Genomic DNA, 23,074 nt, shown 5'->3' with positions numbered 1-23,074 from the left:
TTGATTATCATCAACGAGTGCCCACACAGATTGATAGGTTTAAATTGTTAAAGAGCTTAGCGATTTCAGCGTTGAAGCCTTGCCGCTAGGGGTGCGAATAATACGCTTCCCATTTTGAGAGTCAAGAATTCTTTTCGATTTCTTTTTCTCTCCCTGACTTTCGTAATGTGACTCGCGCCTCATTCCGTGTCAGTGAGGCGGCATTATAGAGAGCTTTAAAAAGATGACAACCCTTTTTTTAAAATCTAATTCTGTTCGGTCAAAAAGAGACCAATCACTTGTTTATCGAATAAAATTTCAACATTTGATGGCTATCACATCAATTGGTTGGAATTTCATCGAGGTTAAACGTAAGATTCATGTGTCTATTTTGTTAATAGTGCATACGTCTTCTTAATTTACAATCTAATGTAGTATTCGAATATGAACTCAAAAAAATCGTACTTACTTGTCATCGCACTCGCTGTACTCGGTGCAGTGGCTTTCTCCAAGATTGCAGTGTCTCCCGCAATAACTTTTGTTATTGGTGTATTTACCTGCGCTCTTGTTCTCTCACTCTCAACTCCTACTGCATCTTCTTCTAAAAAGGAACAAGATGATAAACCTGCCACCACAACGCTATATGTAGGTAACTTACCTTATAAAGCAAACGAATCTCACGTTCGCCAGTTGTTTTCAGAATATGGGCAAGTGTTCGCTGTTCGTCTAATGAAAGACAAACGTACAGGCAAACGACGCGGGTTTGGCTTTGTTGTTGTAGCCAGTAACGACACTAAGAGCATTATCTCTAGCTTAAATGAAAAGGATTATATGGAACGCACTTTAAAAGTACGCGTTGCGAATGATCCTAAACATCCAGAGTCGGAAGAATCTGAATCTTAGAGAACCCTCTTTGCTTTAATGCATGATTCAGTGCATCACTCTCCCAGGGTGGTGCACTGGAAAAAATCAAATGACCTAACTCCTGCTTACGACCACTCTTTATATCTAATAATTCAGCGACCCTTCTTGCAATTGCAGCACCCGAATCAATCAAAGTAACTTCAGGCCCTAGTACCAATCCAATTTCTTCTTTTAATAATGGGAAATGAGTACAGCCAAGTACCGCAACATCAATGGTTCCTTGGAGTTCAGAAAGAATGTCTCTCAGCTCATCTAAAGAGACGGCTTTTCCTCTGAGTTTTTCTTCAGCTAGATCCACCAGCCTTGTCGAACCTACAAGTTTGACGGGTTTATTCGCGGAAAAGTTCTTAATTAGATCATGGGTATATTGTCGAGTCACCGTTGCTGGAGTAGCAATGACACCAATGCACTTTGAAGAAAGAAGAGATGCAGGTTTAATTGCAGGTACAACACCAACCACCGGAACAGAGAGCTCACGACGCAAATGAGGCAGTACGATTGTGCTCGCGGTATTACAAGCAATAACCACAATATCGACTTTATGCTCTCGAACAAACTCACAGACAAGCTTCAAAACTCGTTCAATCAATATAGTTTGGTTTAGTTCACCGTATGGATAAGCCGCATTATCAAATAAATAGACGTAATTAAGCTGAGGAAGCAGTTGCGACAACTCCTGATGAACAGAAATCCCTCCAACGCCTGAATCAAACACCAATACAGTTTTACTATCTTGAGTGGCCACTTTTATACTCGCTCTTAATATTCGAGCTAATCATACTGCTTCACTATCTATTCGCCAATCTTTGCCGTGTATCTTTGGTGAGTAAAGCGTTCACCAGAATCTAGGTTATTGAAGACAACATTCAAATGGCCATCGAAACACGGTGCGCTGGTAACTAATGTGTGAAATTCACCATTTTCACCGCAAGGGTCAACTTCATTCGGTAATTCTTCAAGAAGTGTTTTGCTATACCATTGCCCGCAGAAACTCCTATGTAACCGCTCATTGTCCGTCGTAACGAGAAAGGTTTTAATGTTTCTATCTATGATTTCATTCGCGAGTTGCTGGCTATCTATTCCTAACAATGGAAATACACATTTCCAACCCGCTTTTTCTATATAGCTCTTTCGGTATTCCACAATGCCATTGCAGAACATGTCACCGAATGCGACGGCTTCTATATCAAGTCCTGAATGTTTTAGACCTTCAACAACGCTGGTTTGGTAGATCTCGTTAGACGGGAAGACTTCAGGTAATTCGATAGTGATCAATGGTAAGCCAGTCAGTTTAGCCTGCATTGCAACGACATCAATGGGTGTTACTTGAAAGGGGACTTCGTTACCAACATAAGTGGTGTATAACCCAATAACCTGATAACACGGATCTTCTAGTAACTTGATCAGCGTTAATGTTGAGTCTTTACCTGATGACCAGCTCACAATCACTCTTTTTGGTTTGGTCATTTGGTACCTCCATTTAGGAAAAAACCGCCCGTAGGCGGTTTTGATATTCTAGGTTGAATTAGAATTGGTAAGTCATATTCAAGTAAACAGAACGCTCAGGTGCTGGGTAACCTTTAGCAGTTTCATATACTTCATTGAACAGGTTATCAATTCGACCTCTGATAGCTAAATCACTTTGAACCCAATAAGTAGCAGCGATATCAACTAAATCATATGCCTGAAGAGTATTACTACCATCAGGTCGGTCTCCATAATAAAGGTAGCTAGCTGACACATCGACATCACCGAAATTAGCAAATGCATGCCATTTAAAGTTCTGTTTTGCTCTTCTAGATAGTTGTTCACCCTTACTATCCTTCGGATCTTTGAAATCGGCACTCATATTATGAGAGATGATTCCAGTATCAAACCCAAGCTCAAGTTCTACACCTTTAATTCGAGATATACCTTCTACATTAGTATAGATAGCCTTTTGAGGAGCAGAGCGAGAAGTATAAGTAATCAGATCATCAATCTTAATATCATAACCAGTAACTGCCCACTTAATAGCACTTACCGTACCACGAGCACCAAGCTCATAATTTTGGGAACTCTCAGGTTTAAGATCTGGATTAGGATCAGCCCAGGCTGAACCGTTCTGCTGAGATAATGTTGGTGCTTTAAACGCCGTTCCATATGAACCAAATATTTGTACGTTATCTGTAATATCGATCCCTAGGCCAGCATTGTAAGTTGTATTACGTCCATATGCTTCGTTATCATCCAAACGAGCCGATACTTCAGCAGTCGCTATACCTTGCTTAGTAGAGATAACCCCAAAAACACCGGCATTCTTTCGTGTTAATAGGGAATCAGCTTTCTTCGTATCTTCGTGGGAATCTTTACGCCAATCCAATCCACCCGAAAGTTGCGTACTTTCACTAATTGCGTAGCCGTTAATCCAACTGATATTGTCTTGCTTATATTGGTTCTGATACTTATCGGCCGAACTTGGATTATGAGGATTGAACGTTCGTGAAAGCGTGAGTTCATGCGTATAAGTCAGTATCGAGCTTAACTTGTCTTCTTTAAACTGCACCGAACCACCATAAACTTTGCTATCAATCTCTGACTCAGCTGTTTGGCGGACAGTCTTACTATCGTTGTATTGGTAGTTGTTACGGTAGGCTCGAACAAAGGCTGATGCCGTGAAGGTTTCATTTATCTTGTGATCGTATCCAAGAGAACCGTTATACGAAGAAAATCCATGCTTTTCTCCATCGTTTACTCCTGCAACAGGGTAAACATTATAACCTTCGTCTTTTTCGTATCCGGCGGTCAGCTTCAGCTTTCCAGCTTCCGACGTTTCAAACGCTGTCATTACGTTAGCATCTTGGCTCTTACTTCCCACACCGACACTCAACGACGATGAACCCACCTCGCCATTTTTTGAATAAGTAATGATGTTGATAACACCACCAATTGCTTCTGAGCCATACATTGCAGCTCGCGCTCCGCGAACATACTCAATACGCTCTATCTGCATCACGGGAATCTGATTAAAATCTACAGCGCCAGTTGATGACTTAGCCATACGCACACCATCAATAAGCACAAGTACTTGGTCTGAAGAGGTACCACGGACATAAATACTGGAGTACTGTCCACGACCACCGTTTTGCGCAATTTCAACACCCGGTAATCTTCTTAAAATTTCCGGCAAACTTTTGGCTTGTATCTGCTCTATTTCTTCACGCGTGACGACATTAACTGGGGCTAATACCGTACTTGTCGACTGCTCAAAACGGTTCGCGGTCACGACCATGGTTTCTTGAGCTTGAGATTTTGAAGTGGAATCTGCCGCTTCTTGTGCGAAAGATGCTGGGATGTGCGTCATCAGCGACGCCACTGCGGCCGCTAAAACTGTTTTGTTCATTATTTTAAGTCCTAAATTCGCGAGAAATCCTCACCCAATGCCCGTTAATTGTTTTTGTATAGGTACATTAGGTGTTTATTACTGGCAGATATTCGGACTTAAGAGCATGCCTATAAACTATAAGCGCCTAGTACCTCACTTCCCACTTAGCAAGCTAAACAGTGTTCGGGTCTTACCCAAGGTATTCGTTCTCTATTACCGCTGCGCGTCAGTTCTGGATTTTCACCAGATTCCCTTTTCAGGCTCACAATCTGAAGCATTGAAACAATGTTCATCGATAGGCCACCAGCATGGGTACGGATAGTAGTGTGACCAGTGTCTGTTGTCTAGATGTTATTGCTATAAGCTATTATGTTAACTGTCCCCGTCTATATGTTGAATTTAGACACTAAAATCACGCAAAACTGGACAAACGAAGTGGATTGAATAAAATCTGCGCTCCTTGTTTCTAGAAACCAATAGGCATGACCTCATGGCAACACTTGATGTGAACCCAGACCGCTACCGCGAGCAACTGGAAGAGAAAACCGAACGTCTTACGCAGATGTTTGCACCTTATAACGTGCCTGAATTAGAAGTTTTCGAATCACCAGAGCAACATTATCGCATGCGCGCTGAATTTCGTGTTTGGCATGACGGTGACGACATGTACTACGCCATGTTCAATCAAGAAACCAAGGAAAAGTATCGCGTTGATCAGTTCCCAGCAGCAAGTCGTCTTATTAATGACTTAATGCCACTGATCATTGATGCAATGAAAGGCAACCCGACACTGCGTCATAAACTATTCCAAGTGGATTTCTTATCAACATTAAGTGGTGAGATCCTTGTGTCACTACTTTATCACCGCCAATTGGATGACGCTTGGATCGCCGATGCTAAAGCACTAAAACAGCGCCTTAACGACGAAGGCTTCAATTTAAATTTGATTGGCCGTGCTCGTAAAATGAAAATCGTACTCGATAAAGATTACGTGATTGAAAAGCTCAACGTAAATGGTGACAGCTACATCTACCAACAAGTAGAAAACAGCTTTACTCAACCTAATGGCATCGTTGCTCAGAAAATGTTGGAGTGGGCTGTCGATTGCACCCAAGACAGCCAAGGTGATTTACTTGAGTTGTACTGTGGAAACGGCAACTTCTCATTGGCTCTGGCACAAAACTTTGAACGCGTTCTGGCGACTGAATTGGCAAAGCCATCGGTTGACTCAGCACAGTTCAACATTGCAGCCAATAAAATCGAGAACGTACAGATCGTACGTATGTCTGCAGAAGACTTTACTCAAGCAATGGAAGGTAAACGAGAGTTCCGCCGCTTGAAGCAACAGAACATCGATTTAAGCAGCTACAACTGCAATACCATCTTTGTTGATCCACCACGTTCTGGTATGGACATTGACACCTGTAGAATGGTGCAAGGATACGAGCGTATTATGTACATCTCTTGTAACCCTGAAACACTAAAAGAAAACTTAGACGTACTTGGTGAGACCCACAATATCACCCGCTTTGCTTTATTTGATCAGTTCCCATATACGCACCACATGGAAGCTGGCGTATTTTTAGAACGAAAAGCATAGACTAAAAACGCAAAAAGCAGATGTCAAAAAGCCGCTAGTGATAGCGGCTTTTTTCATTCTTGCTGTTTGTTTAGCTAAGCTTGTTTACACGGCTAGCCTTGTTTAACAATGTAACCTAGCTTTTTACCAATCCAAAGCATCAGCGTCAAAGTCACCAGAATGGCAAAGAAGTTTGACCCTGTTTCAGGGTACTGAGCTTTTAAAAATGCTGAGTAACCAAATGCACCTACGAAGAAGCAACCTAGACCCACGAGAGGGATTTCTTCTGCAACTGGGTTACGTAAGTACTCTTGGTACAAGCTTTGAAGAGCCAAAACCAAAGCAATAAGAGGAAAAATAGAAAACGACACTTCGCTAACCGTTAATCCTGCCAGTAACGCGTTACCACACATACCTGCTACCAAAGCTAAAAGTAGCGTTTTCTTTTCTGAGCCGAAGTCTTTTTGAGTTGCTTCATTAGACATTGTTTCACCTGCCTTACTATTTAGTTGATTCACGTTCTTTTCGGTACAAAAATGCACCTTTTGCAATAATTCTTAGTTGAACGACTAAGCGCTCAACTTGTTCCTTTCTTGATTCTGAGTCTAAATCTAGTGATTCCGCCCCAGAACTGAATACTAACGTTACGGACGCTTCAGCCTGAACAATCGCTTCTTCTCGAGCCATGCCCGTTGACACCAAATATTCTGTTAATTCGGCGGCGAAGTGCTGCATCTCACGAGCAACTGCTGCACGGAAAGCCGCGGATGTACCTGAGCGCTCACGCAGCAATAAACGAAATACGTTAGGGCTACTTTCAATGAACTCCATAAATGTTTCCACTGAAGTCCGAATAACACTACCTTCTCTTACAATGCGCTGCCTTGCTTGGCGCATTAGTTGGCGTAACAAAAGGCCTCCTTCGTCGACCATCGTTAAACCCAGTTCATCCATGTCTTTAAAGTGACGATAAAAAGAAGTTGGAGCAATTCCCGCTTCTCTGGCCACTTCACGCAAGCTTAAATTTGAAAAGCTTCGATCGGCACTTAGCTGTCGAAAGGCCGCGTCGATCAATGAACGGCGAGTTTTTTCTTTTTGTTGAGCTCGGATTCCCATGAATTTTCTACTTTGTCTTTAGTAATTTTGCACACGCACTGTCGCGCATCCAATTACTATACCGTGAAAGTAACGGCTGTCCATTTGTAGGCAACGACTACTTTACGGATTTTTGTAAGAATTGCTGATTCAACAGTAGGAGTTATTAGCCACTTCACAATTTCTATTGCAGAAGCAACGTGATCCCTTCCACTGTCTGATAGCACAAACATTTATCCATCAAAGGAATAGGTTAAGATAAAGATAATATATTGTTAAGCACTAAGCAAAAGGCAGAACTATGACCTCGACTCACTTTGACGCAATTGTAATTGGCAGTGGCCCAGGGGGCGAAGGTGCTGCTATGGGCCTCACCAAAGCCGGGCTCAATGTTGCGATCATCGAACGTGAACCAAATGTTGGTGGTGGTTGTACCCATTGGGGCACCATACCTTCAAAAGCATTGCGCCACGCAGTTAGTCGCATCATTGAATTCAATAACAACCCACTTTTCTGCCATAACAACAGTAGCCTCCACGCTACATTTTCAACCATTTTGGATCATGCTAAGAGCGTAATAGACAAACAAACTCGAATGCGCCAAGGTTTTTATGACCGCAATGAATGCCAATTAATTTTCGGTGCTGCCAAATTTATCGACGCACATACTGTTGCTGTTACACAAGCTGATGGAAGTGTAGACCACTACACAGCCGACAAGTTCGTTATTGCGACAGGATCTCGTCCTTATCAACCCGCAGATGTCGATTTCAACCACCCTCGCGTCTATGACAGTGATTCAATTCTGTCTCTGGAACATGACCCTAGACACATCATCATTTATGGTGCGGGGGTTATTGGTTGTGAATACGCTTCAATTTTCCGTGGTTTAGGTGTTAAAACCGATCTCATCAACACCCGTGACCGACTGCTTTCTTTCCTTGATAACGAAACCTCCGATGCGCTTTCTTATCACTTCTGGAACAGTGGTGTGATCATTCGCAATGACGAAACTTACGAAAAGATAGAACCCACAGAAGACGGGGTCGTCGTGCACCTAGAGTCTGGTAAAAAGATGCGAGCAGACTGTATTCTTTATGCCAATGGACGAACGGGGAATACCGACAAGCTCAATGTGGAAGCCGCTGGTCTAAAAGCCGATTCACGCGGGCAGCTTAACGTAAATAATAACTACCAAACTGCGTGCGAACACATTTATGCAGTAGGTGATGTTATCGGCTACCCAAGCCTTGCCAGCGCAGCTTACGATCAAGGCCGATTTGTCGCACAAGCGATAACCACTCAAGGTGAAGCTTACAATTACTTGATTGAAGACATTCCAACAGGTATCTACACGATTCCAGAAATCAGCTCCGTTGGTAAAACAGAACAAGAACTCACTGCAGCCAAGATACCATATGAGGTGGGTCGCTCTTCATTCAAACACCTTGCTCGTGCTCAAATTGCAGGTAAAGACCTTGGTTCATTGAAAATATTGTTCCATCGAGAAACAAAAGAAATCCTTGGCATCCACTGCTTTGGTGAAAGGGCCGCTGAAATCATTCACATTGGCCAGGCCATCATGGAACAAAAAGGCAAAGCGAATACCATTGAATATTTCGTTCAAACCACCTTTAACTATCCCACCATGGCTGAAGCTTATCGTGTTGCGGCGTTAAATGGCTTAAACCGCTTGTTTTAACGCACTGGACACTGAAGCGAACTAAAAAAGGAGTACCGATCGCTATCGGTACTCCTTTTAATTTGTAGCCATTTAACCGTCACCAGAACGAAAATACAGTTTCACGCTTGTTAACATACTTACACTAAAAACGTATTAGATCGCCATTGATGGAAGAACAACACGCCTAAGCCAATGCCACGCATTGCCATAAAACTGAGCATGGCTATCCACAACGCATGATTACCCATATGCTCAAATGCAAAGAAAGCAACAAAGAACGCACCAGACGCCACAAACATGCTGTTTCTCATTTCTCGTCCTTTCGTTGCACCAATAAAAATACCATCAAGTAAAAAACACCACATAGACACTAACGGCATGGCGATTAACCAAGGCAAATAGCGGGCAGCTTCATGTTGGACAATATCGATACTCGTGATCAACGCGATCAAGTTGTGGCCAAACAGCCAGAAAATGAGCGTTAGGATCATAGTGATCACTAAACTCCAAAAGGTTGTTCCTATCAGTGTTTCTGACAACGCTTCACGATTCTTTGCACCAATGGCTTTGCCCACCATCGCTTCCATCGCATAGGCGAATCCGTCCATGCCATACGAAATGATCATCAAGAAACTCATCAATACCGCATTAGCCGCAACGGTATCGTCACCAAAGCTCGCACCTTGGAAGGTCATGAAGCTAAAGGCAGCTTGTAAACATAATGAGCGTAAAAAGATATCCCGATTCAGTTTTACGAATCTAGCCAAACCTTGAGTCACCCCTGAACGATGCTGTAGCGGAGAAGGCAGCTCTAATCGTCGCCATGTACGCCATACAAAGAAAAAGCCAAGAGACAGCGCCGAATAATCGGCAATAACTGACGCTAACGCAGCCCCTTCCACCTTCCAATCAAAACCGAGGACAAAAACAACATCAAGTAGGATATTCACTAGGTTGGAAATAATAACAATCCACATTGGACCTTTTGCATTTTGAGTCCCGAGTAACCAGCCTAGAATGACAAAATTACCTAGCGCCGCTGGGGCACTCCAAGCCCTTATGCTGAAGTATTGCAATCCATATGTCTTTACCTGCTCACTGGCATCACTTAACGCAAAGATTCCGTGAGCGATCGGTTGGTGAAATATTAGAAATATCAGCGCAAAGATCATTGCCATCAGCATGCCTTGCATACCCACCAGTGCAAGTTTTTCTTTGCTTTTTGCACCGTAAGCTTGTGCGGTAAGCCCTGTTGTCGCCATACGTAAAAAGCCAAGCAACCAGAATGTCACACTGACCATAGTGCCACCTAATGCGACACCACCTAAATACCAAGAATGCTCTAAATGGCCAATCACCGCGGCATCCACCAAACCCAATAGGGGCACAGTAATGTTAGATAGCACCATAGGAATAGCAAGTAAGAGTACTTGCTTATGAAGCGACAGATTCGAAAGGGATGATAAAAGGGATTTGTTCACGTTAACCTCATCAGTAGATCTAATGAGGTTAACCACTATCTATGTCAGTTGCAATCACCCTATGTTAGGTGCGATCACCAACGCATTTGCAAGACAAGAGGCGTATAACTGTGACTAGTTGGCATTTTAGCAAGCCATCTTTGCCACATCTTCCAGCGCATGCAATGCCCTTCTACTGGCGATTGTACTTTTATCCATTGAGACCAGGGTAACCATTTACCAAAACGCTCGGCGGGATTGACGAAACCGTGCTGATATTCCGTTGTCCCCAACTTTTTACCCAGCCAAGATTGCGTTTTATCTCCAGAGACAACAAAGCAGCTTTGAGCATGAATGAAGCGCCTTGCAAGCATGCACATAAATTTTCCAATTTCGGATTCACTGCAATTGAGCAATGCGTGATCCGACACAATCAAGACGGGTGCATCTTCAGGAATGGCTAGCTCATCAAGCCATTCGGTCTGAGTCACACTGCCACAACGAAGTTGGTAACGTTCACTTGGATGAAACAGCCTTTGCCGCCACAGCAGGTTTTCACTGATGTCCAACTCCAACCAATGACAGCGGCCATTGTCTAATCGGTAGAATCGGGTATCCAATCCAGCGCCAACATTGAGCACCCATGCATCGGGGTGGCGGTGAAGAAAATTGCGGACGGCATCGTCGCATAGTTGAGTAAGAGAAGCATGAAGAAGTTGCTGTTGGTCGATATCTCCGGCCAAACAATCTGGAGCGAGATGACAACGACGACAAGCATTTGCAGCAATAGGATCAAACACCAAACCACCATCAACCATGCTTTCTCGGCTTCTAAGCCACATAGGTTGCAATAGGTGTTTAGGGATCTGGTACTGCGCTTTAGGAGGGGATTTCAATTGTGTCATTATCATCTTCCCTATAATACTATAAAGATGATAATGACTATCATTTAACTTTGCAAGAAGCGATTAACTCTTGCCCTGATTTATTTTCTTAAACCAGGTTACATCCAATCGCCGCTGCGAATGATCCCAACAGCGATACCTTCAATAGCAAGGTGTTGAGACGTTAAGTCAACTTTAATCGGTTCGAACTCTTCGTTTTCAGCATGCAATAGAACCGTCGCTCCTTTACGCTCTAGACGTTTTACCGTTACGTCATCGTCAACACGAGCAACGACAACTTGGCCATCGCGCACGTCTTCAGTCTTGTGTACTGCAAGTAAATCGCCGTCCATAATACCGATGTCTTTCATACTCATGCCATTAACTCGTAGTAAAAAGTCGGCTTGAGGCTTAAACATCGATGGATCTACTTGATAGTGAGTCTCTACGTGCTCTTGCGCCAAAATAGGTTCACCCGCAGCCACTTGGCCAATTAATGGCAAGCCGCTTTCGGATTGATCTTCTAGCAAAATTCGAATACCACGAGAAGCGCCAGGAATAATTTCAATCACTTCCTTACGAGCCAGTGCTTTTAGGTGCTCTTCTGCCGCATTAGCGGAGCGAAAACCTAACTCTTTCGCGATTTCTGCTCGCGTTGGAGGCATTCCTGATACTTCGATCTTATCTTTAATAAGCTCGAAGACTTGTTGTTGTCGCGCCGTTAAAGGCTTCATTAGGTCACCTGTCTGTTTATACAGTTAACTGTGAGTATATCCAGTAACAGCAATAGATCAAACACAATTGTTTATTTTTTAACGCATTTTGAATTCATAGAGCCGCCTAAGTCACGCTTTGCTCCTATTCTTAATGAGTCGACCTTTAACGTCACAACAAACAGATCAGTTTTTGCGCATTATTGATAAAAGGTTAGACCAGTTTCTGATATCCTTGCAGCGCAAAATCTAGTGATGCAATAGCGTTTGAAACGTTAAAGCAAAATTTACACACCGCTGAGGCAGTTATTGTTATGTCTTCTGGAGACACTTTTTCCCGCTCACTACTGAAACTGCCGTTGGCCGTTTTGGTAAAAGGCACCACGATCCCTTCGAATCCGGTTACCGACCTAGGCATCGATATTACCAAGCCTATCGTATACGCATTGCCATTCCGCTCTAATGTGGATTTAGTCACACTGCAAAAATACGCATCGGAGTTTGGATTACCTGACCCGCTATCTCCACTAGAGATAAACGGTAAAGCATTTGGGCGCTTTGTGTTTATTACTTCTCGCCCAACATTACTGCAAAGTGACAGTGACGCCCCACACGAGTCCATCGAACTATTTTCAGACTTATTACAGCTCCACGGCCAAGACAACGACTTAGACATTCAAGTGTTGCCTATTACCGTGATGTGGGGAAGAAAGCCAGGAAAAGAAGAGAAGCAAAAACCCTACCTTGAAGCGATGAACGGCCTACAAAAAATGGCGGCCATCGCCTTTGCTGGTCGTGACTGTTTGGTTCGTTTTAGCCCTGTCGTCTCTTTGCGTTACATGGCGGATAATCATGGCGTTGATAAAGGCATTGCGCATAAGCTAACGCGTGTTGCTCGTATTCACTTCTCTCGTCAAAAAATTGCGGCCTCAGGCCCAAGCTTGCCGAATCGCCAGGTTTTATTTGATCGCCTGTTAAAATCAGAAGCCATCAAAAAGGCCATTGAAGAAGAAGCAAAAAGCAAAGATATCAGCATAGAGAAAGCGCAAAAAGAAGCGCAGTCCATCATGGATGAAGTCGCTGCAAATTTCTCTTACTCACTGATTAAAAATGGTGAGCGAATTCTTGGTTGGCTTTGGAATCGTATTTACCAAGGCTTAAACATCAGCAACGCCTCGACCGTACGTAAACTGGCACAAGATGGCCATGAAATTGTTTACGTGCCTTGTCACCGCAGTCACATGGACTACTTGCTATTATCTTACGTGCTCTATCGTGAGGGTATGGTGCCACCGCATATTGCAGCAGGCATAAACTTAAACTTTTTCCCTGCAGGCCCTATCTTCCGCCGTGGTGGTGCGTTCTTTATTCGCCGTAGTTTCAAAGGCAATAAACTGTATTCCACCATCTTCCGTGAATACTTAGCTGAGTTGTTCGCTAAAGGGTACTCGGTTGAATACTTCAGTGAAGGCGGTCGATCTCGTACTGGCCGATTACTGCAAGCAAAAACCGGCATGCTGGCAATGACTATTCAAGCCATGCTTCGTGGATTGAATCGTCCCGTAACGTTAGTTCCCGTCTACATTGGTTACGAACACGTAATGGAAGTGTCGACTTACGCTAAAGAGTTACGTGGCAAGCGCAAAGAAAAAGAAAACGCGAGCCTTGTCATTCGAACCATTCGTAAGTTACGCAATTTTGGCCAAGGTTACGTGAACTTTGGTGAGCCCATTCAGCTAAATCAGTACTTGAATGAGCATGCGCCAAATTGGACTAATGACATTCACCCTGTAGAAACGCAAAAACCACAATGGATGAACCCAGTGGTGACTTCACTTGCAGATAAAATGATGACGCACATTAACGATGCTGCGGCCGCCAATGCACTGACGCTTTGCGCTACCGCATTATTAGCATCACGACAGCGTGCATTATCTCGCGACACTTTGGTTGCTCAAATTGATTGCTACCTATCTCTGCTCAAGAATGTTCCGTATTCCGAAACCTCGACCTTGCCCAACAAGACGGCATCGGAGTTGGTTAAGCATGCGGAATCGCTCGACAAGTTTGTAATAGAAGCCGACAGTATGGGTGACATTATTTCTCTAGACCGTCAGCAATCGATATTGATGACTTACTACCGAAATAACATTATTCATTTGTTTGCGATCCCGTCGCTGATTGCTCAGATGGTGATCCAACATCAAACCCTGACCATTACCGAAATTCAACGTGCCGTTACTACGCTTTATCCGTTCTTGAAAAAAGAGCTGTTCTTGCGTTATGAGCCACAAGATATTGATGATGTCGTCAGCAAAACCATTGATGAGTTATCGACTCAGGGCTTAGTCACTAAAGTCGATCAAAACATCAGCCTGAACCAAGCCCACATCCAATCGTTGATGTTACTTTCTCGCACCATACTAGAAACGCTACAGCGTTATTCTATTGCAGTTTGTCAGTTAGTTGCAGAACCTGATTTAGGTAAAGCGGACTTAGAACTCAAAAGCCAACTCGTTGCTCAACGTCTAGGTCAACTTCATGGTGTGAACGCACCGGAGTTCTTCGACAAAGGGGTATTCTCTGCACTGTTTAGTACACTCAAACAAGAAGGATACGTCAATAAAGAGGGTGGCTGTGATCTAGAAAAATCTCAGCAATTGGCTGACATGCTTTCTGCACTGGTTTCGACTGAAGTGAAGCTAACGATTCAAGAGAGTATTCATTTAGATAATGAGAAGTAGACGCGAGTCTGAACTCTCAACTGACTTCAAAAGCTTGAATCGACTAAGGTAACTAGCTTAACCAAAGTATTTAGCCTGTAAAACACAAAAGCGACCTCATGATGAGGTCGCTTTTTTTATCCGTACTGAGTAATGACTAGTGCCAGAAACGCTTAATCAATTACCACCAAAAGCTCACTAGAATACCAAGTGTAATGGCCATTCCGACGTGGTTATTATTCAAGAATGCCTGAAAGCATGGCTGACGTTCGCGACTACGAATTTGATGTTGTTGATAAACAAAAAGAGCGGCGGCGACGAGAACTCCCCAATAAAAACCACTGCCCAGAGACATCCAGCCTCCAAGTACAATCAGCAAGACAATCACGGCCAGTTGCAACAGACCGATAATGAGCTTATCCGAACGGCCAAATAAGATGGCGGTCGACTTAATGCCAATGTTCAAGTCATCGTCTCTATCTACCATCGCATATTGTGTATCGTAAGCTATCGTCCACAACGCATTAATCAAAAAGACTAGCCACACTTGTGGCGGCAACGCATTTGATTGCGCCGCCCAAGCCATCGGGATCGCCCAACTAAACGCAAGCCCCAAAAATAACTGCGGCAAATGAGTAAAGCGTTTCATGAATGGGTAGATAAACGCAAGTACAATACCCGCAAATGATAGCTGAATGGTGAGCGTATTCATGCTCAGCACCAACACAAAAGAGAGCAACGCAAGCACCACAAATAAGATCAATGCTTCTTTACTTGAAACCAAACCAGAAGGCAACGGACGTGCTTTCGTACGCTCAACATGACCATCGAAATTACGATCGGCGTAATCATTTATCACACAACCAGCCGAGCGCATTAAAAACACACCGGCAACAAACACGGCTAATACATCAATCTTTGGGAGCCCACCAGCCGACAGTAGTAACGCCCATAGCGTTGGCCACATTAATAACAAAGTACCAATTGGCCTATCAAGCCTCATTAACTGAAGGTATGCACGCGCCTTCGCCATTGTCATTTCATTACCACCGAACAAGAATACATAGGAGAATTTGGCAAAAATAACTCTGCCACTAACATGGGTTTATGGTTCATCCATAATCGTGAACGTCGAGCGAGCAGGCGGCCATCCGGTAACTCAGCCCAACCAACTTCCAACTCGTCTCGCTTAACGTACTCAGCATTAAACACAGTTAAACCTAATGGAATATCGCCTTGGCGAGTCAGATCATGCTGCTGACCTTCCAATGAAGACAATGGAATAAGCGTTCGACCAAGCACCCATTCATGTTCGTCACCAGATAAAATAACTTCTCGCAGTAAACAATCTTCCTTAACCAAACAACCCCGTTCGTGTTCGGATATTTGAGCGTGACTGATGGTTTCATTTTTCAGTAAATTCACACTCAATTTATTGCATTCTTTTGCCAAAAGGCGTGAAAGCGACCCCTCTTCTAATAACCACAAGCGTGATTTTTCATCTTCAAACGAAAATGTCTCAGGCGGCTGCCACTTCACTTTTTTAAGGGCGGTAAAGTACAACGATTTCAACTCATCCATACCAATATTCTATTCATCACGATCTGGTTTACAATAACGTACTATTTAAGAGAATTTTCTTTCAATTTTGTCACTGTTGACTCACTATTGTAACAGACAAATCCTATTCGAATGTCGTCATTGGCACAAACAAAAGACACAATTATGTATCGACAATTGCTCGCTAAAATTTTACTCGTTTTTATCGCCTTCATTTCTTTTCCTAGCATGGCCGAAGAAGAAGCTACCGGACCTAAATTCGCTTACTACACATTGCAACCGGATCTCACGACCAACTTTCATACCAGTGGCAAAAAACTGGGTTACTTGCAAGTTCGCATTGATATTATGGTAAACGACACAACATTTGTTCCACTACTAGAACAACATAACCCCCTTATTCGTGATGCGGTGGTAGATATGTTAGGCAGACAAACTGAAGACGTCGTTAAGTCTCTTTCTGGCCGTGAAGAACTGAGAAAGAAAATGATCGACCAGCTAAATGAAATATTATTGGCTGAGACCGGAAAGACGCTTATTGCAGACTTGTTGTTTACTAAGTATTTATACCAATAGCCTGGTCTATAGCATCCCAACAAGCTTCAATTAACAAAAAGACGACTTCATGTCGTCTTTTTTAATGATTTTATTTTGGTATTTAGCTTTTACACTATGAGTGCGTACTCTGAGAGTTAAAACGCTGAGCATCAAACAACCCAAGCCCTACTCCCGACAGTAAGCCGACAAGATGAGCCGTATTGGCAATTGCCATGAAAGGCTGTACATACCCCAACACTAGCCAAACTAACATAAAGCCAATAATTGGCTTTTGAATGACTAAACCTTTTTGAGGTGCTTTAACCGTCAGCATCCACAAATAACCCATCAGCGCATAAACAACCCCAGACAAGCCACCAAAATTAGCGCCTTCAACCCAGTACTGCCCTGCACCAGAAAGCGCGGCGGATACCAAAAATATCTGTATTAGCTTTCCACTGCCTATCCGTTGCTCTATGTCTCCGCCAAACTGCCACCACCAGAGTAAGTTAAATACAATATGAGTTGCCGAAAAATGTAAAATGGCGTGAGATACCCAGCGCCAAAGTTCATATTTTTGGCTCTCGTAAGCCGGAAAATGCAATAAATCCAATACCGCGCGAGCACTACTAAACTGCAGTAAGCCATAAACCACAATCGCAACCAGCATTACGAATAAAGTAACAGGCCCAGCTTTGCTTTTTATCATGGCTAAAAAGCTTGGCATTGGGTAGTTAAACTGGCTAGTTCGACTTTCTGCCATATCCCAAGACGCTGCTTGGTATTTACTGGCGCTAGGGTCATTCAAAAATTGCGTTAATTCAGATTCGGCTTCAACTTGATGCTGGCTGTCTTTAAGCCACAATCCAAAATTACCCTCACCTTCAGGCATCATATCGATATCGATTTGCCTAGACGCCATATAATCAATAAAGGCTTGAGCAACTCTTGGGTTATTAATCGCTATCAGTCGAATCATACTGTCTCCTAGGCTAGGCTCACTACCGGAAGTTTCTGCTTCTGCCACGCATCAAAACCGCCATCAACGCTGTACACTTCATCATAACCTTGATTAATGAGGTACTCAGCAGCTCCTTGGCTACTGATGCCACGATAGCAAAGCACCAAAACAGGCTGTTCAAAGTCATGCTCGGCCATAAATGTTGCCATGGATTCATTGGTCAATTGAAAGGCATTTTCAGGATGAGATAACGTGAAAGATTGATGGTCTCGAATATCCACCAGTACGGCATTATTTTTGTTCATTAGCTTGTATGCCGCGGTTACATCAATGTGCTGAAAAGTTTCCATCTTAATCTCTAATCTCATTCATATAAGTGACGACTATTGTAACGTATCCAGAGGCTGAACGTGAATGGCGAAGTTATCCAGTCATAAGGCTGTGCAAAAGTTAGCCATTTGTGGATAAAACTGTGGATTGCGTTGATAAAGTAGGTTTAGGATCTTAGATCCACTACATGTAGTAATGATCTTTGTTTATCTGTGTGTAAATCAAAAAGTATCCCCATCCGCTACTTAGGCGCAATGCCCCGTTATAGGCGGTTCTACCCTTTATCAATAATAATTACCCCACAGACTTATCCACAATATTTTCTATCTCTAAGATCATCTGATAATAAAAAAGCCGAGATCAAATGATCTCGGCTTTGGTATTCTTATTTGAAGTATTTAAAATTCGCCAACGGCCAATTTAAGCTTCTTCATTGCGTTCTTTTCTAATTGTCGAATTCGCTCAGCAGATACGCCGTAAGCGTCAGCCAATTCTTGTAACGTCGACTTCTGATCATTCAACCAACGCGAGCGAACAATATGCTGGCTACGATCATCCAATGTAGAAAGAGCACTGCTTAAACGGTTGTTGGTGTGTTTTTCCCAATTATCCGCTTCAATATTGTCGGCGATGTCTGATTGCTTATCTTCCAAGTATAAAACTGGCGCAGAATAAGCCGCACTTGAATCATCGTCTTCTGTTGGCATTTCAAACGCGGCATCTTGAGCCGCCAAACGAGATTCCATTTCACGAACCTCTGAAGGCTCAACACCAAGTTCTCTTGCTACCGTTTCAACTTCACCGTTATTAAACCAACCAAGGCGTTTTTTATTCTTACGAAGGTTGAAGAACAGTTTACGTTGCGCTTTGGTTGTCGCAATTTTCACGATGCGCCAGTTGCGTAACACGTATTCATGGATTTCAGCTTTGATCCAATGCACAGCAAAGGAAACCAAGCGAACACCGACTTCAGGATTAAAGCGCTTTACCGCTTTCATCAAGCCGATATTACCTTCCTGAACTAAGTCAGCCAGTGGTAAACCGTAGCCTGAATATCCACGAGCAACATGAACGACAAATCGAAGATGTGAAAGGATTAACCCCTTTGCAGCATCGATTTCGCCTTTGTAGTGTAATCTTTCGGCCAGTTCACGTTCTTCTTCAACTTTTAGCATTGGGTAGCTATTTGCTGAACGAATGTAGCTGTCTAAGCTATCTTGTGTCACTAGAGCCATTGGATACGCTGCCTTTGCCATTCAATTCCTCGTTTGATTCTTTTTAACTGTTCTTTAACTGTAAAGCGAATATGTAATCTACCCCATCTATCTTGAACTGAAAATGAACAGCTTTCAAGAAAGGGATGCATATTATCCATAGATACTCGATTCATTCAAGTAACAAACATGTTACCTATGAGACGCAAGCACCACTTTTGACCTAAAGATCTTAGACTGGTTCAATTTCTTTTAGATGACGCTGAGTTGACAGTTTTGCGGCAATCAATCCCAATAATGTTCCAATCAGTAATAAAACGACCGTTTCGTCCCAGTTCATACCAATCAACCTAAACGGGCTATCGTATAAGTTTGCTAAGTCTTCTACCGCACCGTTTAATAAGATAGTCACAGCGGCCGTTAAAATCCACGCTGATATGGCACTTAATCCACCGAACCACATACCTGTATATAAGTATGGGCGTAAAATGAAGCCATCGGTCGCACCGATTAGCTTCATCACTTTGATTTCTTCTTTATGTTCCATGATGTTGAAGCGAAGTGTATTTCCAACAATAAGGAACACGGCTCCCAGCATCAGTATACCAAGTGCTATGGCTAACCCCATAGCGACATGTTTGATCGCACTGATGCGTTCCAACCAATCTTCATCCATACGCACGTCGGTTACCACAGGCAGAGACTGCAATTTGGTGGTAAGTAGTCGCAAATCGGTTTTCTGATCGGTCGTCGGAGTAATCACCAACACAGCAGGTAAAGCGTAGTCACTTAATATCGACAACGCTTGCTCAAGGCCTGCGTGCTCACTCATGTCTTCAAGGCCTTGTTGCGAAGAGATGTATTCGACTTGCTGAATTTCACTCCAACCCTCGACTTCATCTTTCATGACCATGATACGCGCCTCTGGAGTCTGTTCGACCAAAAACACATTAATTTGCGAAGACGCACTCATGCTGTCTGCTGCCACACTGAGGTTTTTACCGACTAAATACAGGCATGCTGGAAGTGTTAACGCAACTGAAATCACGGCAAGTGTGAGTAAGTTCCCGAGTGGCCTTTGCGTTAATTCATACAGTGAGCGTTTAGCTTGTTTGATATGAGCTGATAAAAACCCATCTTTCTTAGGCTTGTTTTTATTACCCATTACTGGATACCTCACTCAAAAAGCCTTGGTTGAGCTCTAAACGACGAACGTGCGGACGAGTATTCATTAAATCGACATCATGGGTTGCAAATAAGACCGATACACCTGCTCGATTGAACTCATCAAATAGGCTCAATGCACGGTTTGACAGTTCTTGATCTAAATTGCCCGTGGGCTCATCGGCGAGTAGCAACGTTGGGCGATTGACGACGGCCCTTGCGATCCCTACTCGTTGCTGTTCACCACCAGACAGTTGGTTCGGTAAGCAACGCGCTTTATCCAGCAGCCCTGTTTTATCAAGCGCTGCAGACACACGACGTTTGATTTCATTTTCAGATACCGACTCAATACGCATAGGTAGAGCCACATTGTCATAAACAGAGCGATCCATTAACAAGCAGTGATCTTGGAATACGATTCCAATGTTGCGTCTTAAGAATGGAATATCTTTACCGCTGATCCGCGTAATATCGTGACCATTGAAGCTTATTTTGCCATCGGTCGGACGCTCGATGGCGCAAATTAATTTCAGCAAGGTACTTTTTCCCGCACCGGAGTGCCCACCAAGAAATGCCATTTCACCACGTCGTAAGTGAAAGTCCACTTTTTGTAAGGCTTGACGGCCACCACGATATGCCTTGCTGACTTGCTGAAAATTGATCACGATGAAACCCTTACTCTTCGCGACTGAACAATGCGTCGACAAAATCCTGAGCGACGAATGGACGAAGATCTTCAATCCCCTCGCCCACACCAATATAGCGAATTGGAATCTGGAATTGATCAGCAATCGCAAAGATCACGCCGCCTTTGGCTGTGCCATCCAGTTTAGACAAGGTAATGCCGGTAATCGGTGCGACATCGCTGAACAATTTCGCTTGGCTTATCGCATTTTGCCCAGTACCAGCGTCCAGCGTCAGCATGATCTCATGAGGCGCCGAGCCGTCAATTTTCTTCATCACTCGAACAATTTTTTTCAGCTCTTCCATCAAGTTGCTCTTATTTTGCAAGCGACCTGCGGTATCTGCGATAACAACGTCAACGCCTCGAGCTTTTGCTGCTTCTATTGCATCATAGATAACAGATGCACTGTCGGCACCAGTATGCTGCGCAATCACGGGAACTTGGTTTCTTTCACCCCAAACCTGTAATTGCTCAACCGCAGCGGCACGGAAAGTATCGCCTGCCGCCAACATGACTTTTTTGCCTTGGCCCTGGAATTGTTTTGCCAGCTTACCAATTGTTGTGGTTTTACCCACACCATTTACGCCTACCATCAGAATAACGTAAGGTGTTTTGCTGGTATCCACTTCAAGCGGTTTTTCTACATGGCTAAGGATGTCTGCCATTTCTTCTTTAAGTAAGCCGTAGAGTGCCTCACCATCTTTAAGATCACGATGGTTCGCTTTCTCTGTTAGGTTGTTGATGATCTTAACCGTGGTATCCATGCCCACATCAGCAATCAGCAATTGCTCTTCAAGCTCTTCAAATAGGTCATCATCGATTTTTTTATCTTTGAATAAGCCAAAAAAACCAGCGCCAATATTTTCTTTGGTACGGCTTAAGCTGCGCTTTAAACGAGTAAAAAAGCTTTCCATTGGCTTTTCTTGCTCTTGTATCCGCTCTGGCTCTGGCTCTGGCTCTGGCTCTGCAGTTTCTGATTCAAGTTCTGCTTCGGCCGCCAGATTTACTTGTTCGGTTACTTCATCAACCGTTTCTACTGGAGATTCAACGCTCTCTTTTGCTGTAGGAGCAACATCGGTAGAGGCTGCGTCAATTTCCGCGTCAATGGCTTCTGCCGCTTTTTCGGCTTCTTGATTGATTTCTTGCGTTGATTCTTTTTTGTTGGTTTGGTCTTCATCACCAAAACCAAGCCAAGACAACAATCCGCGCTTTTTCTTTTCTGTCATCGAAAATCCTAAACATTACTTTATTAGTCGCTCAATAACTTGAGCAACAAACTGAGAAAACTTTTCTGGTACACTTTAGCGGTACAAAACTTATCTATACTATCACTTTATTTGCGGTCAAAAAATCTATGCAAAGACGTCGTCAGCAAAACCCATCACAAAATAAAAACTCTACTGGTGTTGTTCGCATCATTAGCGGCTTATGGCGTGGCCGAAAACTTCCTGTTCATGATGCACAAGGATTGAGACCAACGACAGATCGCGTCAAAGAAACGCTTTTTAATTGGCTTGCGCAAGACATTCCACATGCTAAGTGCTTAGATCTCTTTGCTGGCTCCGGTGGCTTGGGCTTTGAATCGGCCTCTCGCCAAGCAGAGCACGTCACCATGTTGGAATTAAACCCAACGGCATACCAACAATTATGCGATAACTGCCAAGCATTAAAAGCGGATAATATCGAAGTGATAAAAACGGACACATTGCAGTACTTAGCCAAACAGGGCGAAGCATACGATGTGGTTTTTATCGATCCACCTTTCCACAAAGGCCTATTGAGCGAAGTTATCATACTTTTAGAGCAAAATGGCTGGTTAGCACCAAATGCTATGATTTATATCGAGACAGAAAAAGCACTCGTCATCGATTCACTACCACCACACTGGCACGCCCATAGAGAAAAAACTGCTGGGCAAGTCAGTTACCGTTTATTTGAAAGGGAAGCTCAATGAAAATTCTGCTGATATTAGCAAAAGCCGCCATCGCTTTTGTCTGGTTTGTACTGTTAGTGAACATATTCCACCCATTTCCAGGCAATGCGGCCATTGCACTGTACATCATGACGGGGTTCTTACTGTTTATGCACGCGCTTCAAATGCTGATTTTCCTTGGTGCATTTGGTGACAAAGTAAAAATGACCAGTTGGGAAAAGTGGTCAATACTCATTTTTGGTATTTTTGCCATGCTGGATATTCGCAGAAAATACATGACCTAAT

The 23,074-nt window shown here is 43.4% G+C and carries 23 protein-coding genes and 1 riboswitch; of the genes, 7 read left to right on the top strand and 16 right to left on the bottom strand.

All coding sequences use genetic code 11. The features are described 5' to 3' along the window. Nucleotides 1-423 precede the first annotated feature (423 nt). Nucleotides 424-882 carry an RNA recognition motif domain-containing protein gene (locus QWZ04_RS07685; protein ID WP_290326622.1) on the top strand — a complete coding sequence of 153 codons (459 nt, stop codon included), beginning with the start codon at nt 424-426 and terminating at the stop codon, nt 880-882. On the opposite strand, the gene murI is transcribed toward QWZ04_RS07685, so the two are convergent. From murI to btuB, 3 genes are read right to left on the bottom strand one after another with little or no spacing between them, the layout of a single operon-like run. Next, the gene (gene murI / locus QWZ04_RS07680) at nt 848-1,648 is read right to left on the bottom strand and encodes a glutamate racemase (protein ID WP_435433593.1); all 801 of its coding nucleotides are present in this window, start codon (nt 1,646-1,648) and stop codon (nt 848-850) included. The genes QWZ04_RS07685 and murI overlap by 35 nt on opposite strands. Nucleotides 1,649-1,695: 47 nt before the next feature. Further along, entirely contained in the window at nt 1,696-2,370 is a 675-nt protein-coding gene (locus QWZ04_RS07675) for a Dph6-related ATP pyrophosphatase (protein WP_290326620.1), read from the bottom strand. Between the two features lie 58 nt (nt 2,371-2,428). Further along, nucleotides 2,429-4,285, bottom strand: a complete 1,857-nt coding sequence (gene btuB, locus QWZ04_RS07670; protein ID WP_290326618.1) for a TonB-dependent vitamin B12 receptor — start codon at nt 4,283-4,285, stop codon at nt 2,429-2,431. A 66-nt stretch (nt 4,286-4,351) separates the two neighbouring features. Continuing rightward, nucleotides 4,352-4,590: riboswitch (cobalamin riboswitch) on the bottom strand. Between the two features lie 167 nt (nt 4,591-4,757). On the opposite strand from btuB, the gene trmA reads away from it, so the two are divergent. Next, entirely contained in the window at nt 4,758-5,867 is a 1,110-nt protein-coding gene (gene trmA, locus QWZ04_RS07665; RefSeq protein WP_290326616.1) for a tRNA (uridine(54)-C5)-methyltransferase TrmA, read from the top strand. 92 nt (nt 5,868-5,959) lie between these two features. On the opposite strand, the gene QWZ04_RS07660 is transcribed toward trmA, so the two are convergent. Both QWZ04_RS07660 and fabR read right to left on the bottom strand, forming a co-directional pair. After that, the gene (locus QWZ04_RS07660) at nt 5,960-6,331 is read right to left on the bottom strand and encodes a YijD family membrane protein (RefSeq protein ID WP_290326614.1); all 372 of its coding nucleotides are present in this window, start codon (nt 6,329-6,331) and stop codon (nt 5,960-5,962) included. Between the two features lie 16 nt (nt 6,332-6,347). Beyond that, nucleotides 6,348-6,962 (bottom strand): HTH-type transcriptional repressor FabR, encoded by a 615-nt coding sequence (gene fabR / locus QWZ04_RS07655; RefSeq protein WP_102523718.1) that lies wholly within the window; start codon nt 6,960-6,962, stop codon nt 6,348-6,350. A gap of 280 nt (nt 6,963-7,242) precedes the next feature. Here fabR and sthA point away from each other — a divergent pair, with 280 nt between their 5' ends. Further along, nucleotides 7,243-8,643: a Si-specific NAD(P)(+) transhydrogenase gene (gene sthA, locus QWZ04_RS07650; RefSeq protein ID WP_290326612.1), complete on the top strand. Its 1,401-nt coding sequence runs from the start codon at nt 7,243-7,245 to the stop codon at nt 8,641-8,643. A 119-nt stretch (nt 8,644-8,762) separates the two neighbouring features. Here the strand turns inward: sthA and dinF are convergent, their stop codons facing one another. The 3 genes from dinF to lexA all read right to left on the bottom strand — a co-directional run bounded on the left by dinF (nt 8,763) and on the right by lexA (nt 11,703). Then, nucleotides 8,763-10,106 (bottom strand): MATE family efflux transporter DinF, encoded by a 1,344-nt coding sequence (gene dinF / locus QWZ04_RS07645; RefSeq protein WP_290326610.1) that lies wholly within the window; start codon nt 10,104-10,106, stop codon nt 8,763-8,765. A gap of 74 nt (nt 10,107-10,180) precedes the next feature. Then, nucleotides 10,181-10,990 carry a class I SAM-dependent methyltransferase gene (locus tag QWZ04_RS07640; RefSeq protein WP_290326607.1) on the bottom strand — a complete coding sequence of 270 codons (810 nt, stop codon included), beginning with the start codon at nt 10,988-10,990 and terminating at the stop codon, nt 10,181-10,183. Nucleotides 10,991-11,088: 98 nt separating this feature from the next. Continuing rightward, nucleotides 11,089-11,703 (bottom strand): transcriptional repressor LexA, encoded by a 615-nt coding sequence (gene lexA, locus QWZ04_RS07635; RefSeq protein ID WP_102523715.1) that lies wholly within the window; start codon nt 11,701-11,703, stop codon nt 11,089-11,091. Nucleotides 11,704-11,996: 293 nt separating this feature from the next. On the opposite strand from lexA, the gene plsB reads away from it, so the two are divergent. Beyond that, a complete protein-coding gene (plsB, locus tag QWZ04_RS07630) occupies nt 11,997-14,426 on the top strand; it encodes a glycerol-3-phosphate 1-O-acyltransferase PlsB (RefSeq protein WP_290326605.1) in 2,430 nt (809 codons plus the stop codon). 160 nt (nt 14,427-14,586) lie between these two features. Here the strand turns inward: plsB and ubiA are convergent, their stop codons facing one another. After that, the gene (gene ubiA, locus QWZ04_RS07625) at nt 14,587-15,444 is read right to left on the bottom strand and encodes a 4-hydroxybenzoate octaprenyltransferase (RefSeq protein WP_290326603.1); all 858 of its coding nucleotides are present in this window, start codon (nt 15,442-15,444) and stop codon (nt 14,587-14,589) included. Further along, entirely contained in the window at nt 15,441-15,986 is a 546-nt protein-coding gene (locus tag QWZ04_RS07620; RefSeq protein WP_290326601.1) for a chorismate lyase, read from the bottom strand. The genes ubiA and QWZ04_RS07620 overlap by 4 nt, the downstream gene beginning before the upstream one ends. Nucleotides 15,987-16,130: 144 nt before the next feature. Here QWZ04_RS07620 and QWZ04_RS07615 point away from each other — a divergent pair, with 144 nt between their 5' ends. Beyond that, nucleotides 16,131-16,541, top strand: a complete 411-nt coding sequence (locus QWZ04_RS07615) for a flagellar basal body-associated protein FliL (protein WP_290326598.1) — start codon at nt 16,131-16,133, stop codon at nt 16,539-16,541. A 94-nt stretch (nt 16,542-16,635) separates the two neighbouring features. Here QWZ04_RS07615 and glpG read toward each other — a convergent pair whose 3' ends face one another. The 6 genes from glpG to ftsY form a co-directional block, all read right to left on the bottom strand. After that, nucleotides 16,636-17,481 (bottom strand): rhomboid family intramembrane serine protease GlpG, encoded by an 846-nt coding sequence (gene glpG, locus QWZ04_RS07610; RefSeq protein WP_290326596.1) that lies wholly within the window; start codon nt 17,479-17,481, stop codon nt 16,636-16,638. Nucleotides 17,482-17,489: 8 nt separating this feature from the next. After that, nucleotides 17,490-17,813, bottom strand: a complete 324-nt coding sequence (glpE, locus tag QWZ04_RS07605) for a thiosulfate sulfurtransferase GlpE (protein WP_290326594.1) — start codon at nt 17,811-17,813, stop codon at nt 17,490-17,492. Between the two features lie 378 nt (nt 17,814-18,191). Further along, nucleotides 18,192-19,049: an RNA polymerase sigma factor RpoH gene (gene rpoH, locus QWZ04_RS07600; protein WP_102523709.1), complete on the bottom strand. Its 858-nt coding sequence runs from the start codon at nt 19,047-19,049 to the stop codon at nt 18,192-18,194. Nucleotides 19,050-19,239: 190 nt separating this feature from the next. Further along, complete coding sequence (ftsX, locus tag QWZ04_RS07595; RefSeq protein WP_290326589.1) at nt 19,240-20,172, bottom strand: permease-like cell division protein FtsX; 933 nt, start codon at nt 20,170-20,172, stop codon at nt 19,240-19,242. After that, a complete protein-coding gene (gene ftsE / locus QWZ04_RS07590) occupies nt 20,165-20,836 on the bottom strand; it encodes a cell division ATP-binding protein FtsE (protein ID WP_290326588.1) in 672 nt (223 codons plus the stop codon). The genes ftsX and ftsE overlap by 8 nt, the downstream gene beginning before the upstream one ends. Before the next feature lie 10 nt (nt 20,837-20,846). Continuing rightward, nucleotides 20,847-22,082, bottom strand: a complete 1,236-nt coding sequence (ftsY, locus tag QWZ04_RS07585; protein WP_290326586.1) for a signal recognition particle-docking protein FtsY — start codon at nt 22,080-22,082, stop codon at nt 20,847-20,849. A gap of 128 nt (nt 22,083-22,210) precedes the next feature. Here ftsY and rsmD point away from each other — a divergent pair, with 128 nt between their 5' ends. Both rsmD and QWZ04_RS07575 read left to right on the top strand, forming a co-directional pair. Next, nucleotides 22,211-22,810: a 16S rRNA (guanine(966)-N(2))-methyltransferase RsmD gene (gene rsmD / locus QWZ04_RS07580; RefSeq protein ID WP_290326584.1), complete on the top strand. Its 600-nt coding sequence runs from the start codon at nt 22,211-22,213 to the stop codon at nt 22,808-22,810. After that, nucleotides 22,807-23,073 carry a DUF1145 domain-containing protein gene (locus QWZ04_RS07575; protein ID WP_290326582.1) on the top strand — a complete coding sequence of 89 codons (267 nt, stop codon included), beginning with the start codon at nt 22,807-22,809 and terminating at the stop codon, nt 23,071-23,073. The genes rsmD and QWZ04_RS07575 overlap by 4 nt, the downstream gene beginning before the upstream one ends. Nucleotide 23,074: the final 1 nt, after the last annotated feature.

The organism is Vibrio tapetis subsp. quintayensis (assembly GCF_030409945.1).
GTDB lineage: Bacteria > Pseudomonadota > Gammaproteobacteria > Enterobacterales > Vibrionaceae > Vibrio > Vibrio quintayensis.
The sequence above is the reverse complement of the archived record's forward strand: the minus strand, read 5'-3'. Positions and strand labels throughout refer to the sequence as shown.